The sequence below is a fragment of the Stutzerimonas stutzeri genome (assembly GCF_019090095.1).
Taxonomy (GTDB): domain Bacteria; phylum Pseudomonadota; class Gammaproteobacteria; order Pseudomonadales; family Pseudomonadaceae; genus Stutzerimonas; species Stutzerimonas stutzeri_AN.
This window is the reverse complement of record NZ_JAGQFP010000001.1, coordinates 1,773,141-1,788,672: the sequence shown is the minus strand read 5'-3', so window position 1 is coordinate 1,788,672 and position 15,532 is coordinate 1,773,141. Positions and strand designations below refer to the sequence as shown.

Annotated in this window: 9 protein-coding genes; all 9 read right to left on the bottom strand. The window is 62.8% G+C overall.

The genetic code is table 11. From position 1 onward, the window contains the following. Positions 1–54: 54 nt before the first annotated feature. The 9 genes from KVO92_RS07745 to KVO92_RS07705 all read right to left on the bottom strand — a co-directional run bounded on the left by KVO92_RS07745 (position 55) and on the right by KVO92_RS07705 (position 15,510). The gene (locus KVO92_RS07745; protein ID WP_217475017.1) at positions 55–3,102 is read right to left on the bottom strand and encodes a multidrug efflux RND transporter permease subunit; all 3,048 of its coding nucleotides are present in this window, start codon (positions 3,100–3,102) and stop codon (positions 55–57) included. Positions 3,103–3,130: 28 nt separating this feature from the next. After that, the gene (locus KVO92_RS07740) at positions 3,131–4,285 is read right to left on the bottom strand and encodes an efflux RND transporter periplasmic adaptor subunit (protein ID WP_217475016.1); all 1,155 of its coding nucleotides are present in this window, start codon (positions 4,283–4,285) and stop codon (positions 3,131–3,133) included. A 300-nt stretch (positions 4,286–4,585) separates the two neighbouring features. Beyond that, a complete protein-coding gene (locus KVO92_RS07735) occupies positions 4,586–6,208 on the bottom strand; it encodes a methyl-accepting chemotaxis protein (RefSeq protein ID WP_217475015.1) in 1,623 nt (540 codons plus the stop codon). A gap of 117 nt (positions 6,209–6,325) precedes the next feature. Then, on the bottom strand, positions 6,326–7,420 hold the full coding sequence (locus KVO92_RS07730; protein ID WP_217475014.1) for a DUF1513 domain-containing protein: 1,095 nt from the start codon (positions 7,418–7,420) through the stop codon (positions 6,326–6,328). Positions 7,421–7,422: 2 nt separating this feature from the next. Beyond that, positions 7,423–8,496 carry an imelysin family protein gene (locus KVO92_RS07725; protein ID WP_217475013.1) on the bottom strand — a complete coding sequence of 358 codons (1,074 nt, stop codon included), beginning with the start codon at positions 8,494–8,496 and terminating at the stop codon, positions 7,423–7,425. Between the two features lie 33 nt (positions 8,497–8,529). Beyond that, positions 8,530–9,942 (bottom strand): di-heme oxidoredictase family protein, encoded by a 1,413-nt coding sequence (locus KVO92_RS07720; protein ID WP_217475012.1) that lies wholly within the window; start codon positions 9,940–9,942, stop codon positions 8,530–8,532. A gap of 155 nt (positions 9,943–10,097) precedes the next feature. Then, positions 10,098–11,441: an imelysin family protein gene (locus KVO92_RS07715; RefSeq protein ID WP_217475011.1), complete on the bottom strand. Its 1,344-nt coding sequence runs from the start codon at positions 11,439–11,441 to the stop codon at positions 10,098–10,100. A 219-nt stretch (positions 11,442–11,660) separates the two neighbouring features. Continuing rightward, on the bottom strand, positions 11,661–13,058 hold the full coding sequence (locus KVO92_RS07710) for a sensor domain-containing protein (protein WP_217475010.1): 1,398 nt from the start codon (positions 13,056–13,058) through the stop codon (positions 11,661–11,663). A 394-nt stretch (positions 13,059–13,452) separates the two neighbouring features. Further along, positions 13,453–15,510, bottom strand: coding sequence for a putative bifunctional diguanylate cyclase/phosphodiesterase (locus KVO92_RS07705; RefSeq protein WP_254621309.1), 2,058 nt, complete (start codon positions 15,508–15,510; stop codon positions 13,453–13,455). Positions 15,511–15,532 lie beyond the last annotated feature (22 nt).

Sequence of the window (15,532 nt, the reverse complement as noted above, 5' to 3'; positions counted from 1 at the left end):
CACCTGCCTGCATCCGCCCCGTGCTGCGAGCAGATGCAGTGCGGTAATGGCAGGCTATACGGCAGCTTCGCGATCCGGCGCGCGATCCGGGCTCGCCAACAGGGTATAGACGGCCGGCAGGACGAGTAAGGTGAACAGGGTGCCTACCGTCATGCCCGTCGCGATCACCATCCCGATATCGAAGCGACTCACCGCGCCTGCGCCGCTGGCCAGGATCAGCGGCACCATGCCAAACACCGTCGCCGCCGTGGTCATCAGCACCGGCCGCAATCGAATTGCCGCGGCTTCCTCGACCGCTTCGCGACGACTCAGCCCCCGTTCCCGACGCAGTTGATTGGCGAACTCGACGATCATGATGCCGTGCTTGCTGATCAATCCGATCAGCGTCACCAACCCGACCTGGGTATAGATGTTCATGCTAGACAGGCCGAGGAACAGCGGAATCAACGCGCCACAGATCGACAGCGGTACGGTGACCAGTATCACCAGCGGATCGCGAAAGCTTTCGAACTGCGCTGCCAACACTAGGAAGATGACCGCCAGCGCGAGCGCGAAGGTCGTGTACAGCGCGGTACCTTCCTGAATGTACTGGCGTGACGCCCCTGCATAGTCGAAGGTGAATCCCTGTGGCGCCTCTTGCTGGGCGATGCTGCGCAGCGTGTCGATGGCTTCACCCATGCTGACGATCGGAAAACCCTGGATGGTCGCGGCGTTGAGCTGCTGGAACTGGCTCAGCTGGGTCGGCCGAGCACGATCGTGAACCTGGATCAGCGTGGACAAGGGCAGCATCTCGCCCCGGTCGTTCTTCACGTAGTAGTTACTCAGCCAGCCCGGATTGTCCCTATAGGCCTGTTCGACCTGGGCGATCACCTTGTAGCTGCGACCTTCGATGGTGAAGCGGTTGATTTCGCTTTCGCCCAGGAGCGTCGCCAGAGTCACGCCGAGGTCCTCCATCGAGACGCCCATTTGCGCCGCCTTCTCGCGGTCGATGTCGACGACGATCTCCGGTTTGTCGAAGGCCAGATCGATATCGAGGAAGGCAAACTTGCCGGACGCCTCGGCCTTCTCCTTGATACGTTCAGTCACCTGCAGCAGCGACTCGTAGTCGTTTGCCGTATTGATGACGAACTGGAACGGCAGGCCTTCGCCGGTGCCGGGCAAGGAGGGCAGGTTGAAGCCGAACACTTGCAGGCCGGGGATGCGATCGATCTTCGCCTGCACCAGGGGGAGTACTTCCATCTGGGTGCGCTCGCGCTCGTCCCAGGGCTTCATCAGGAAGCCACCGATGCCGCTCTGTACGCCATTGAAGCCGTTGATCTGGAACCAGGAGTAGTACTCGGGAAACGACTTGAAGATCTCCAGGAACTGATCGGTGTAAGCGTTCAGGTAGTCGAGGTTGGCCGTTTGCGGTGCGCTGGCCATCATGAAGATGATGCCCTGGTCCTCCTCAGGCGCCAGCTCGCTCTCGGTGAACTTGAGCAGGACCGGAATCAACCCGAGCACGATGACCGCAAACACGAGCACCACCGGACGGGTGTTGAGGGTGCCATGCAGGGCTCGCTGGTAGCGCACCTTCAAACGATCGAAGAGCACGTCCAGGCGATGGGCCAGCCCGGTCGGGTTCTCTTCGTGGCGCAGCAGGCGCGAGCACATCATCGGCGAAAGCGTCAGCGCCACCACGCCGGAGATCAGCACCGCACCGGCCAAGGTCAGCGCAAACTCCTGAAACAGCGCGCCGGTCAGGCCCTGGAGAAAGCCGATCGGCGCGTAGACCGCGGCCAGTGTGATGGTCATGGTGACCACTGGCATGGCAATCTCGCGCGCGCCGTCGATTGCCGCCTGGAACGGCGTCTTGCCTTCCTCGATGTGGCGATGGATGTTCTCCACCACCACGATCGCGTCATCCACCACCAGCCCGATCGCCAGCACCATGGCCAGCAGCGTCAGCAGATTGATCGAGTAACCCATGGCCTGCATGAAGAACATCACGCCAATCATCGACAGCGGGATGGTCACCACCGGAATCAGTACGGAGCGCAACGAGCCGAGGAACAGGAACACCACCACGATGACGATCACCACGGCCTCGGCAAGCGTCTTCACCACCTCGTCGATGGACGCCTGAATGAAGCGAGTGGCGTCATAGGCGATGGTGACCTTCAGGCTGGGCGGCAGCTGCGATTCGATCTGCGGCATGATCGCGCGCACTTCTCTGATCACATCCAGCGGGTTGGCGGTCGGCGTGCCCTTGACGCCGATATAGACCGACGGAATCCCATCGAAGGAGCTGATGGCGTTGTAGCTCTCGGCGCCCATTTCGACCCGTGCCACATCGCCGAGCAGCACGCGGCTGTCGCCTTCGGTCTTCAGTGGGATAGCGGCGAAGGCTTCGGGCGTTTTCAGTTCCGTATCGGCATTGATACTGGTGAGGACATATTGCCCCTTCACCTCACCGGCCGCGGCGAGATAGTTGTACTTGCGTACCGCTTCGTTCACGTCGCTCGCCGACAAACCATAGGCGGCCAGCTTGATCGGGTCCAGCCAGAGCCGCATGGCGAACACCTGATTGCCGAGAATCTCGGCCTCGGCCATACCGGGCAGGGTCGCCAGCTTTGGCTGAATGACACGCGACAGGTAATCGGTGATCTGCGGGTTGGTCAGTTGCTCGCTGTAGAAGCTGATGTACATCAGCGCAGTGGAGTCCGCCGCTTGCTTGTTCAGCACCGGGTCTTCGGCCGCCTGCGGCAGCTGGTTCTTCACCGAGTTGGCCTGGCTGAGCAGCTCGGTGTAGAGCCGGTCGGTATCGGCACCGATACGCGCGTACACGGAAATGACCGACAGGTTCTGCTGGCTCACCGAGGTCATGTAGTCCACGCCTTCGGCGCTGGCCAGGCTCTGTTGCAGCGGCTGGGTGATGTAGCCCTGGATGGTTTCGGCGTTGGCCCCGGGGTAGGCGGTGGTCACGGTGATCAGCGCGCTTTCCATCTGGGGGTACTGGCGAATCACCAGGCTGTTGAACGCCTGAAAGCCCAGCAGCACGATCAGCAAGCTGACCACGCTGGAAAGCACCGGACGGCGTATGAAGGGGTCGGTAAAAGCCATGACGGTCTATGTCCCTGTGGTCGACACCTCAGCGGGCATCGGACTCGCTGTTTGGCTCGACTTCGAGCGTGCGCTTATCGGCAATGGAAACGTGGGCGCCGCTGTCCAGCTTGAGCTGGCCGGCGATGACGACCTGTTCGCCATCGTCGAGCCCCTCGAGGATCACCACGCGGCCCTCGCGTCGCTCGCCGGTCTTCACGAAACGCCGCTCCACCACCAGGTAAGGTTCGCTGGTTGGGGGCGCTTCGCTGCCTTCCTCGGGTTCGGGTGCCTGGCCTTCCTTCACCACCAGCACCGAGTTGCCGTACAGGGTGTAGGTGATGGCCGTTTCCGGCAGCACGATACGCTGCTCCTCGCTCGGCAGGATCACTTGCAGATCGGCGAACATGCCGGGCAACAGCCGCTCGCCAGGGTTGGCCAGTTCAGCACGGACCTGGACATTGCGGGTGGTGGTTTCCACCTTGGGGTTCACTGCCACGATTCGGCCGTCGAAGTGCTCATCGGGAAAAGCGGCGACCTGAATCCGTACGGGCTGCCCAATGGCCAGCAACGGTACCTGCTGCTCGGCCAGATAGAAGTCGACGAACAGCGTGGAGAGATCCTGCAGCGTGGCGATGGGGGTACCGGCTGCGACGAAGTCGCCCACATCCACCTGGCGGATTCCGATGGTGCCCGAGAACGGCGCGAGGATGCGTTTCTTCGCGAGGCTGGCCTTCAACTGCGCGACCGTGGCCGCGGCTTTCTGCGACTCGGCATTGAGCCGATCGAACTCGCTGCGCGAGATCGCTTGACGGTCGATCAGGCTGCGGGCGCGCTCGAACTCCACCTTGGCCAGATGCAACTCGGCCTCGGCGGCGGCCAGGCTTGCCTGCTCGATCTCGCTGTCGAGCAGAACGATGGGCTGGCCCTTGCTCACTTTCTCGCCCGAGCGGAACTGCACATCGCTGATGGTGCCAGCGATTTCCACCGACAGATCGATACCCTGTGACGCGGTGAGCGTCCCGATGGCCGGGAGCCGCGACTGCCAGGGCTCACGGCTGGCCTTGTCGACCTCCACGGCAATGGGTGGCTTGGGAGCCTTGAATTGCTGGATTTGCGAATAGATGGAATTGAACTTCAGCGCAGCGAGGATCAGTACCACGACGATCACCGCACCGAGCATGAACAGCATACGGCGCAACATTTTCCATATTCCTTGGAGAGATGAGCCGGCTGACTACTGCCATTGAAATGAGGCAGCCGTTCGAGTGCACGCAAGCGACCGATGGCCGGCCTGTCTGGCGCATCGATCTGACTTGTTCCGGCAATGCGCCGGGGAAACAGCGAAAGTAGCCTCGAATAACGCGCCTGTAAAGGGACAGCGAAGGAAGTGTTCGGCGCGCTGTAACACAATGCGCGAGTGGCGGACTAGAGCCCGGCAAGGTAGGTGCGCAGACGTCGCAACGGCTTCGCGAAGGAGCCGTTGCGCTTGCGCTGCGGCCTGTCAGCCGGCGAGGCGGTGCGTCACTTCGCTGAGTTGCGCTGACAGCCCATGCAGGTTCTGGCTGGCTTTCTCCGTACGCTCGACATTGTCCTGGTTGGTGGTGGCGATGGCGGTTATCTCGGTCAGGTTGCGCGAGATGTCCTCGGCTACCGACGTCTGCTCTTCGGCGGCGGTGGCGATCTGCCGGTTCATGTCGCGGATCGCTTCGACCTCTTCAGTGATACGCCGAAGCATGCCGCCTGCTTCGGTCACCTGTTCGACGCCTTCGTCGCTGCGATTGCGACCACTCTCGATCGCCCGCACCGCATCCACCGCGCCGGTCTGCACCGTGTCGATGATCTGATGGATCTCGGCGGTGGAGTCGGCGGTACGCCTGGCCAGCGTACGGACCTCATCGGCCACGACTGCAAATCCGCGACCGGCATCACCGGCTCGGGCGGCCTCGATGGCGGCGTTGAGCGCCAGCAGGTTGGTCTGGTCGGCAATGCCGCGTATGACTTCCAGCACCTTGCCGATCCGACCGCTGTCTGCCTCCAGACGGCGTATGACCTCGGCCGTGTTGACGATTTCGCCGCGCATGTGGGTTATCGTCTGGATGGTCGAGCGCATCATGTCTTCGCCCTGCTGCGCCGAGCGATCGGCAGTATCGGCGGCGCGTGCGGCTTCGGCGGCGTGTCGGGCGACTTCTTGCGCCGTGGCCGACATTTCATGCATGGCGGTGGCGACTTGGTCCGTACGCGAGAATTGCTCACGAGTGCCTTGGCCCATCAACGTCGCGATGGCGTTCAATTCGCCGCTGGCGCTGTCGAGGTCCGAAGTGCTGCGCTGCAAACGGGCGAATGTATCGGCAAGGAAGTCGCGCAGGATGTTGGCAGCGACTGCGAGGCGGCCCAGTTCGTCGGCTCGAGAGGTGTCGACCCGTTCGGCAAAATTACCCTGGCTGAGCTTGGCGATGTGCTCGATCAGAAGGCTGATAGGCCTGATCAGGTTCCGGTTGAGCAGCCAGAAACTGAGGCCAGCGACCAGCAGGCCCGCGACAAGCATGATCAGCGCGCCAGCGAAGATGGTGCGGTCAGCGGCGCGGCTGATCTCGTCGGAGCTGTGCAGGGCAGATCCGCGCAACTGCATGACCAGCGCGCTTAGTTGATCGCTGGTGGCCCGATCGATTCCCTGTACAGCCTTGTCTCCGGCGACCGGATCGCTCCCAGCAGCGACATAAGCATCGCGCCCTGCACGGTAGGCGGTGCCCAGGCTCAGGTGCGCTGACTTCAGTTCGTGCAGTTGCTTCGACAGCACCGGGTCCTGCGCGCTTCGTTCGATGAGCGTCGCCAGGATGGCTTGGACCTTGTGTTCCTGTTCCTCGAAGCTTTGCCAGTACTTGTTCATCGCCTCCGGCGCCTTGCCGCGCAGCAGCACGTTCTTCCATTCCTGCACCTGCAGCTTGAACTCGACGTTGGCTTCCTCGATCAGGCGCGAGGTTTCGATCGGACCTTTGAGCAATGTCTTGTATGCGGAGATGTCGCCGGATAGCGACGAAAAGCTGCCGAGGGCGATCAGCAGCATGGCCAACAGGCTGCCGCCAATCAGGGCGAGCAGCTGAGCCCGTAGGGATTTTTTCAACATGGATGCGTCTCGTGGAAGGGGGACGCCCTGCGAGCACCGCAGGGATGAGGCGAGCGTCCACGTCGGGAATGCTCAGCCAGCTCTATTTCGGCGAGCCGCATCGATACTTGATAGGGTTCAGACTAGACGCATATGGTTGTCCCAACGCCCCGCCGGCAGTTGCAGCGGGGTGCTGACGAAGCGCTTGCCGCTGCAATCGATGGCGCGGCAACGGCCCTGGCCCGAGCTGACGACGAACCCTTGAGCCGTTGCCGCGACGCCTGCGCAGTCGGGTAGGTGGATTTCCTCGCGCAGCGCGGTGCTATCCAGATCCCAGATGAATACCTTGTTACCGCGCGGAGCCGTTACGGCCAGCAGCCGCAGCCGGTCGTGGATCGCCAGGCTCGCGGTGTACTGATTCATGGTCTGGCGTTGCGCCTCGGCCACGGGGAATGCCTGGAAAGGCTGGCCGGGCCGTTTGATCGCCAGCAGCGGTACCCGGTCGACGGGGTCACCTTCGTATTGCTGGCCAGACACCACCGTGCCATCTGCCGCAACGGCCAGATGGCGTACGCTGTTCATCTGCTCGGGCAATTGCTCCTTGCTGATCAACGTGCCGTCGCGACCCAGCAACACCAGACTCGGCTCCATGGCGTCGAGATTCATCATCTTGCGGCTGTCGGCCTCGGTACGGATGCCGCCGTTGGCAATGACCAGCGTCTCGCCATCGGGCATCCAGAGCAATTGATGGGGGCCGATGCCGTGAGTCGCATGCTCATCGGTGCGCACCAGCCGACGTTCCTCTACGCGATAGACACCGAGGACGCCACGGCCAGCCTCGGCGGTATCGTTCTCGGTGGTGTAGAACCAGTCGCCGCTGGCATGAAATACCCCATGACCGTAGAAATGCCGATCGGGCGGGGAGGCCAACACCTGCAACAGCGTGCCGTCGCGGCTGTCGATCAGATAGCTCTCGCGGCTTGGTCGGCGCCCGACGAATACTGCCAGCGGCAGATGCGGGTGGGCGTAGACGTCGTGGCAGCGTTCGTTGACCGGGGTGGCGAACACGCGCGTGCCGTCGAGGCGATAGCCCACCGCATAGTGACGGCCATCGGCGTCGTCACGCGCCGAGAGCAGCATGGGCTGCTCGACGCCTTGGGTAAGCGTCCAGCCGCCCACCGCGGATGCTGCCGCCAAGACCCCGCCCAGACCGAGAAAGACACGACGCTTCATCATCAATCTCCGTCGTGAGCGTTGAAGCCGATCTGCACGCCCAGCGCGCGGGCCAGGTCGCTCTGATGCAGACGGTGCAGTGCATCGATCTGCTGATACAGCTCATCCAGCCGGGCACGTCCGGCTTCGTCGGTGATCAGCTCGCTGAACGGCACCATGATGTCGGCGATCTGCTTGCGCGTGGTGGCGTAGGCGACGTCGATCCGCTTGACCAGCTCGGCCTGCTGCGCCGGGACCAGCTGCTTGAGGCCGTTGTCATCATTGCCTTGCCAGAGCCGTTGGGCGCCGGCAAGCGCGGCGTCGATGCTGCCGAGCGTGGCGTCGCTGCGCCAGGCTTCGGCCTGGAACGGCTGTGGGATGCCTTTGCTCTGCCGGCCAAGCGGCGCCCCGAGCTTCTTTTTCAATCCATCCAGTGCGGTGACCTGCACCCGGAGCAGGTCGGCGATGGCTTCCTGGGAATCGGCGTAACGCTCATTGGGAAATTCGCTCAGCTGGGCGACCATCCCGTCCTTGCCTTCCCACTGCTGCAGTATGTCGGCGGTCAGCTTTTGCTGGTGCTCACCGACGGCCTCCAGCAAGCGGCAGTAGCGTGCCTTGGTCTGGCTGTCGTTGAGGTCGACCGCCTTGTCATACAGCACGTACTCGTAGGCTGAAAGGCCCTGCAGAACGACGCTGCCGTTCTCCAGGTCGGCCTGGGTCAGTTCAGGTTTGTTTTTCAGCAGCGCCGTCACCTGGCGCCCGACCAGGTTTTTCTTGTCGGGCCAGAATTGGACCTGCCAGGCCCGGTTGCCTTCGCCCATCGGCCCGATCAGCATCGGTTGCAGGCCCGCCCAGGCGAACTGCGCCTGCAGGAAGGCTTCGCGGGCATCACTGAGTTCCTCGTTGCCCGCACAGAACGCGATGCTGCTGGCGGCCATGCGACGGTTGGTTTCGGCCCACTGGGTGTAGGTTGGATGCAGGACCTCATCGACCAGTGTCTTGCTGGTTTCGGCAAAGGGATCGGACGGTGCGCAGGCGCTGAGCAGCAGCCCCAGCGCGGTAAGGGTGCAAGCGGAGATCAAGCGGTTGGGGTACATGTTGCTCCTCGGCAAGGTCGGACCGTCCCGACGCTAGAGTGATTCGAGAAAAGTCAGCAAGGCGTTGCGCTGCTCATGATCGAGGCCGAGCACGTACTGCTTGGCCTGCTCAGCTTCACCGCCATGCCAGAGTACGGCTTCGAGCAGGTTGCGCGCGCGCCCGTCATGCAGGAACTGGGTATGTCCGCTAACCGTTTCGGTCATCCCGATGCCCCACAGCGGCGGCGTGCGCCATTCGCTGCCGCTGGCCTCGAACTCGGGGCGGTGATCGGCAAGCCCGTCGCCCATATCGTGCAGCAGCAGGTCGGTATAGGGACGGATGACCTGATGGGATTGTTCCGGTTCGGCGGCTTCGCCGGTGGTGAATGTCGGCACGTGGCAGTTCTGACAGCCGGCGCGGTGGAACAATGTCTTGCCTTCCAGCACCTGGGGATCATTGACATTGCGTCGTGCCGGTACGCCGAGGTTTCGGGTGTAGAACAGCACCAGCCCGAGAATGTGGTCGCTGACCTCAGGCTCGCCACCATGGGGCATCGCCCGGCATTCCGGTTGTCGTTCCGTGCAGCTGCTGCCACTGAAGAGGCGGGTGGACAGCCCCATGTCGTTGAAGAAGGCGTCGGCGTTCTGTTGGTTCAGATTCGGCTGCCCGGCCTTCCAGCCGAAGCGGCCGATCGCCGTCTCACCTGAGTGTTGGTCGAAAACGCGATTGGGGCGGCCGGAAATACCGTTGCCGTCACGGTCGTCCGGATCGGCGTTGGCCAGCAGTGCCGACTCGGGAATGGCTTCCAGCAAGCCAAGGCCGATCATGGCCGGTGCGACCCGCACCGAGAACTGTGTTTGCGGATGCATCGGCCCGTAGCCCAACTCGGTGATCTCGAGCTGCGGGACGCGCAGTTCGACTTCGAAACCATCGGCGAATCGCTCGGTGCGGCTGCTATACCGGAGCCGAACCTTGCCTTCGGGCGCCACGCCGGGGATCGCCATGTCCTGCAGTTGGCCGCCGTAGGTGGGTTCGGGGGCGATGCCACGCTGCCGGAGAACGTCGCTGTGCTCAGCCTCGGCCGGGATCGACAGCCGCACCAGCATGGAGACCACGTTGCCTTCTGCCTGGGGCGGACGGCCACGACCATCCTTGATGTGACAGTTCTGGCAGGCATTGGTATTGATCAGCGGACCGAGCCCGTCGCGCGCGGTGGTCGACGAAGGGGCAATCACCCACGGGTTGCGAAAGAAACTATTGCCGACGCTGAAGTCCAGGCGTCGCAGTGGCGTCAGGTTGGCGGAGGGCAGCGAGAAGCTGTTGTGATCGAACCGCGTCACGGTGGCCTCACCGGCCGATAGTGCCTCGCCTGCCTCGGCTTGGGTGAAACGTGGCGTCTGCTCGTTGCAACCAACCAGGACGAAGGCCAGAAGCAGGGGAGTGGCAGCGCGAAAAAACGGGTGCATCGAAGGTACCAGCGCCTGACGGGGGCGCAATCTTAGCAGGCTACTGGAGCTTGAATAATAGCAATTTGCATTTGGCCGCGCTCTCGTCGAGGCAAAACGGACCGTGGCAGTAGAACGGGCGGCATCGAGCCGCCCGTTCCGTTAACGCCTGCCGATCAGAACTGATGATCGGCTGTATCCGGATTCAGATCACCGATGCCCAGGGAGGCCGCGGCTTTCTCGATGGAGCCAGTCTGCTGAACCAGCGCGGCGATGGCAGCGCGTACCTTGGCCTGCCCCTCGCTGTTGTCTGGTCCGATCAACTGGTCGAAGGCTTCGCCTTGCTCGGCGCTGGTGACCAGCGCCTGCAGCTTGGCTTCGGTCGTTTCCAGGTCGGTCTTCAGGGTGCTGTTCAGTTGCGGATCGGTGCCTTCGACCAGCGAGGCGAGGCTCGGGCCGCTGAGCGTGCTGCCATCCACGCGACGGTACTCGCCCAGGTAGACGTTACGGATGCCCTTGGCGTTGTAGAAGTGCGAGTTATGCGTGTTGTCGCTGAAGCAATCGTGCTCGTCTTCCGGCGAGTTGGCTTCCAGAGCCACCTTCATGCGCTCCCCGGCCAGCTCGCCGAGCGAGAGGCTGCCCATGCCGAAGAACATCTTGCGCAGGCCGTTCTCGGCCGATTCTTTTTCCAGGCTGGCGCGATAGTTGTCGGCGACGCCGGCTTTCCATTCGTTGACCATTTCGTCGAGATCGCTGACCAGCAGCTCGGTGGCTGCTTTCAGGTAGGCACGACGGCGATCGCAATTACCGCCTGTGCAGCCTTCGCCGTCGATGTAATCACTCACCGGGCGATTGCCCGCGCCAGCGTTGGTGCCGTTGAGGTCCTGGCCCCAGAGCAGGAATTCGATAGCGTGGTACCCGGTGGCAACGTTGGCTTCGGAACCAGCCAGCTCGTTCAGGCTGGCCAGTTTTTCGCCAGTGATCTCGCTGACATCGATCTTGTCTTCGCCGACCTGCAGTTCCTTGTTGGCGATGATGTTGGCCGTGGCGCCGGGGTTGCCCAGCGCATGCTGGTAGTCGCCCTCGACGTAGTCGATCAGGCCTTCATCCAGCGGCCAGGCGTTGAGCTGGCCTTCCCACTCATCGACCACCGGGTTGCCGAAGCGGAACACCTCGCTCTGCATGTAGGGGACGCGAGCGGCCAGCCAGGCCTGCTTGGCGGCTTGCAGTGTCTCGTCGGTCGGGTTGGCGAGCAACGCGTCTACCGCTTTTTGCAGTTCTACCGCGGTGCTGTGCGCATCGCTGAAGACGGCATGTGCGATGTCCGCATAGTGCTTGACCACTGCTTGCGCGGCCTCATCGTTCAGGGTCTCTTGTGCGGGAGCGCTCGTAGCCGGCTCGCTTTGCGCGGCTTGCGGAGCGGCGGCCTGTTCGGCTGGCGCTTTGTCTTCGCCGCAACCGGCGAGTGAAATAGCGACGGCCAAGAGGCTGGCGGTGGCCCAGACGGGGGTGCGTAGCATGGCGGGTTCCTTTGCTTACAGTTGATTGAGACGGGCGTCGGCTCGCAGCAGTCCGATGGCCCGATGCGGGTCATAATGCGAAAGATTTGCATTTTGTGCAAAGGAATTGCGTGCACCGGGACGCGCTCGCGGTGCCGGGTGCCGCTGGAATGTCATCTCTGCGGATACAGCCAGTGGGGGATTGAGTCGGAGCGCGCCGCAGTGCGCGAGGGGAGGCGACTAAAGGTCCTGGGCATCGATGGCCGGTTCGACGACCGCATCCTCGCGCGGTGCGGTTCTCGCGTGTCCGTCGGCGGCTTGGCTCGATTTCTCGCGATACATCGATGCATCGGCGTGGTTGAGCAGCGAGGCTTCATCGGTTCCGTGTGCGGGAAAATGTGCGATGCCGATGCTCGGCTGAATGGCCAGACTCAGGCCGGCAAGCTCTACCGGCGCCTGCATGGCGGCGCGAATGTTCGCCACCACGACCGCCGTATCCGCTTCCGAGGGGCTGTTTTCCAGCAACACGACGAACTCGTCGCCGCCCATTCGGGCCACGGTGTCGGCTTCCCGGGTGTGCTGGCTCAGGCGGCTGGCGAAGGCTTGCAGCAGCAGGTCACCGGTGCCATGGCCGTGGCGGTCGTTGACCTGCTTGAAGTTGTTCAGGTCCAGATAGAGCAACGACAGCCGTTCGCCGTTGCGACGCGCGCGCGCCAGTGCGGTCTTGAGCGTGGCGAAGAGGAACGCACGGTTGGGCAGGCCGGTCAGCTCGTCGTATTGGGCCATTCGCTCCAGGCGTGCATACAGCTGTTTGCGTTCTATCGCCGTGGCGACCTGGTTGGCGACGAATTGCAGCAAGTCCCTGTCCTGCTCGCGGTAAATCGAGTTCTGTGCCGAATCGTTGAGTAGCACGGCGCCGATGCTGCCTTGTCGGCTGGGCAGCGGTGCGGCCAACCAGCAATACCGCTCGGTATCGGCGATCGTCTTCAGATGGCCGCACAGATCGTCGCGGTGCTTGGACAGCAGCAGCGCCTGCCCGGTGCGGGTAACCTCCGCGCACAGCGCCGCCACCGATTCGAGCGGGAACGGTGCCTGCCCGCTGGTCTTGTAGTACGGGAAGCTAGGGCGTCCGAGACCGGGTGCGTTCAGGGCGACGAAAAAATTCGTCGCCGGGATCAGCTTGCTGACGATCAGGTGGATCTGCTCGAACAGCGCGGTGAGATCGGCGGTGTTGTGCGCCGCCTCGGAGAGCGCGTAAACCGCCGCCTGCAGCGACTCGGAGTGCTTGCGCTGCGTGATGTCGCGGGCGACGCCGACGCGCAGTTGATCGTCCTCGGACCAGCGTGCAGACCACATGATGTCGACCCGCTCGCCGTCCTTGCGGATATAGCGGTTCTCGAAGTGCAGGCTGGGTTGACCGGACATCACCAGCTTTGCCGCTTGCAGGGTGCGTTCGTGATCCTCCGGCGCGACCATGTCCATCATCGAGCGGCCAATCATCTCGTCCGGCGTGTAGCCGAAGATGCGTTCGCATGCGGCGCTGACGTAAACGAAGCGGCCACTTGCGTCGACGACGCAAACCGCATCGAGCATCAGGTCAAGTACCGTGGCCAGGGCTGGCCGATTCTCTACTTTCATCGTGCGTACTACTGAGTCCTTGCGAACCAACATCCGGCACACGCCGATTTGAGTGTAGCGGAGCCCGTGGCACGGTGATGCAGAAGTTTGATAGCTAAGTGCTATCTTTTCGTTATCGATGAACAGCCGCAGCTGCGCTTTTCGATCAAAGAGTGGATTGGCCGATGTTCGTCACGGGCGAACGACTGCACCTCCTCCAAGCAAAATCCCGTTCACGGCGTGGAGAGGAGGGTCGCCCGGCACAGGCAGGGCCCGGTGTCGGGCGATTCTGGGCAGACAGTGCGCGCTAGCGTGTCTTGTGTGCCAGGCTTGCGCGCGTTCGCCAGCGGGTTGTTGATTCTAGGTCGGACAGGCCGCATGCGCCGTCTCGCTGGGCCTCAGTGGTTGCCAAGCGTCATAACGGCTGTGAGTCGAGTCGATCGACACGCAGGGATTGGCGCAGCAGAGGGGCCAATTCGGTCGCTGGTACGGGCTTGCTGTAATAGTAGCCCTGGCCTTCATTACAGCCTTCGTCGATGAGGTAGCGCTCCTGCTCGGCGGTCTCCACGCCCTCGGCGATCACCAGCATGCCGAGACTCTTGCCCAGCTGGATGATGGCCCTGACGATGGTGGTGTCGCCTTCATCCGCGGCCATGTCGCGCACGAAGCTCTTGTCGATCTTGATCTTGTCCAGCGGCAGGCTCTTGAGGTAGCTGAGCGAAGAATACCCGGTGCCGAAATCATCGATCGCGATCAGCGCGCCGGAGCGACGCAAGCTGTGCAGGTTGTGGGTCGCGGCGGCGATGTCTTCCATCAGGCCGGTTTCGGTGACTTCCAGCTCCAGGGTTTCGGGCGGAAGCTGATGGGTGCGCAGCAGGTTGCTGATCATGTCCGGTAGCTCGGCGTGGTGCAGCTGCACCGTGGACAGGTTGACCGCCATGCGCAGACCGCCGAAGCCTTGGCGATGCCATTCGCTCAACTGACGGCAGGCCTCGTTCAGCACCCATTCGCCGATGCCGAGAATGCTGCCGTTCTGCTCGGCCAGGGGAATGAAAATATCCGGCGGTACCAGCTTGCCGCTCGGATGCATCCAGCGCAGCAGTGCTTCTACGCCAGTAATGCGCTTGAGGCGGTAATCGATCTGCGGTTGGTAGACCAGGTGGAACTCACCGCGCTTCACCGCTTCTGCCAGGTCGTTCTGCAGGTCCCGGCGCGCCCGCATCTCGCTGTCGATGCTGGCGACGTAGAACTGATAACGGTTGCGCGAGCGGCTTTTGGCCAGGGTCATGGTCTGCTCGGCCTTCTGCAGCAGCTTTTCGGTGCTGTCGCCGTCTTCCGGATACAGCGTGATGCCGATCGTGGCGCGCAGGCGTACGGATTGGTCATCGAGAGCGACCGGTCGCTCCAGGTCGTCCAGCACCTTCTGCGCCAACTCTGCTGCTTCGTAGGGTTCCTCGAAACCGAACAGGACCAGCACGAACTGGTCGCCGCCCAGACGAGCCAGCGCCCCGACACGCCCGCTCAGGGCACGTAAGCGGTCCGCTAGTGCGATCAGCATCCGGTCGCCGTTCTGGTAGCTGTATTGCTCGTTCAGGCCCTTGAAGTCGTCCAGGCCGAGGCAGAGCACCGCCACTCGGCGTTGGGTCCGCGCCGCTTCGCCGAGAAGATTGTCGAGCTGCTGCTGCAACTGCTGGCGGTTGGGAAGGCCGGTCAGCGAGTCGTACTGGGTCATGCGTTGCAAGCTGTTTTCCGCCGCGTAGCGCAACTGCATGTTGTGTTCGATGGCGGCGAGCAGGCCGTTGGCTGTGTCTACCCACAGCCCCAGTTCGTTTCGCTCGTGTCCCTTGGGCATGGGCAGGGAATGTTCGCCGGGACGGCCCGGGTTGATGCGCGACATATGCTCGATCAGCCTGGTCAGCGGCCGCGTCAGCAGCCACTCGTAGATCAGGTAGAGCAACAGCCCCAGGACCAGGGCACGGAGGATACCGACGACGAAGATCACCGCCGAATTGCTGATGAAATCCTCTCCGTAGCGGGCCGTATCCAGGGTGATGTTCAGGTCGCCGTAATACTCGTTGTAGGGCGGGCGGCCGATCAAGGGGATGGAAAAGTCCTGATCACGACCGAGGATCGGGTCGGTCAGCCAGCGTGTGGGAAGTGACAGCAAGGGGCGCGATTTAAATGCCAGCGGCTCGTCGCCCGGGTGCCCGATCGACGCCTTGCGAATCGATTCATGCTGGAACAGGCCCTCCATCACTTGCGCGCCCATTTCGCGGTCCAGGCTGTAGATGGCCTGGGTCGAGGGGTCGCGGGTCATGCGCAGGATTCGCTGCGCCTCGGCGCTGATCAACTGGCGGGTCTTGTAGGCATCGAAGACGATCTGTGCGCAGCTCAACACCAGCCCAACGCCCAGGGCGGACAGCAGGACGACACGAAGCAGCTTTCTCGACAGGCTGTTGCGCGATGCGGTCAAAAGAATTTCCTTTTTCCAAACC

Coding starts and splice junctions, on each gene's coding strand:
- KVO92_RS07720 (WP_217475012.1), bottom strand. CDS start 9,942: ATGCACCCGTTTTTTCGCGCTGCCACTCCCCTGCTTCTGGCCTTCGTC.
- KVO92_RS07725 (WP_217475013.1), bottom strand. CDS start 8,496: ATGTACCCCAACCGCTTGATCTCCGCTTGCACCCTTACCGCGCTGGGG.
- KVO92_RS07710 (WP_217475010.1), bottom strand. CDS start 13,058: ATGAAAGTAGAGAATCGGCCAGCCCTGGCCACGGTACTTGACCTGATG.
- KVO92_RS07735 (WP_217475015.1), bottom strand. CDS start 6,208: ATGTTGAAAAAATCCCTACGGGCTCAGCTGCTCGCCCTGATTGGCGGC.
- KVO92_RS07715 (WP_217475011.1), bottom strand. CDS start 11,441: ATGCTACGCACCCCCGTCTGGGCCACCGCCAGCCTCTTGGCCGTCGCT.
- KVO92_RS07745 (WP_217475017.1), bottom strand. CDS start 3,102: ATGGCTTTTACCGACCCCTTCATACGCCGTCCGGTGCTTTCCAGCGTG.
- KVO92_RS07740 (WP_217475016.1), bottom strand. CDS start 4,285: ATGTTGCGCCGTATGCTGTTCATGCTCGGTGCGGTGATCGTCGTGGTA.
- KVO92_RS07730 (WP_217475014.1), bottom strand. CDS start 7,420: ATGAAGCGTCGTGTCTTTCTCGGTCTGGGCGGGGTCTTGGCGGCAGCA.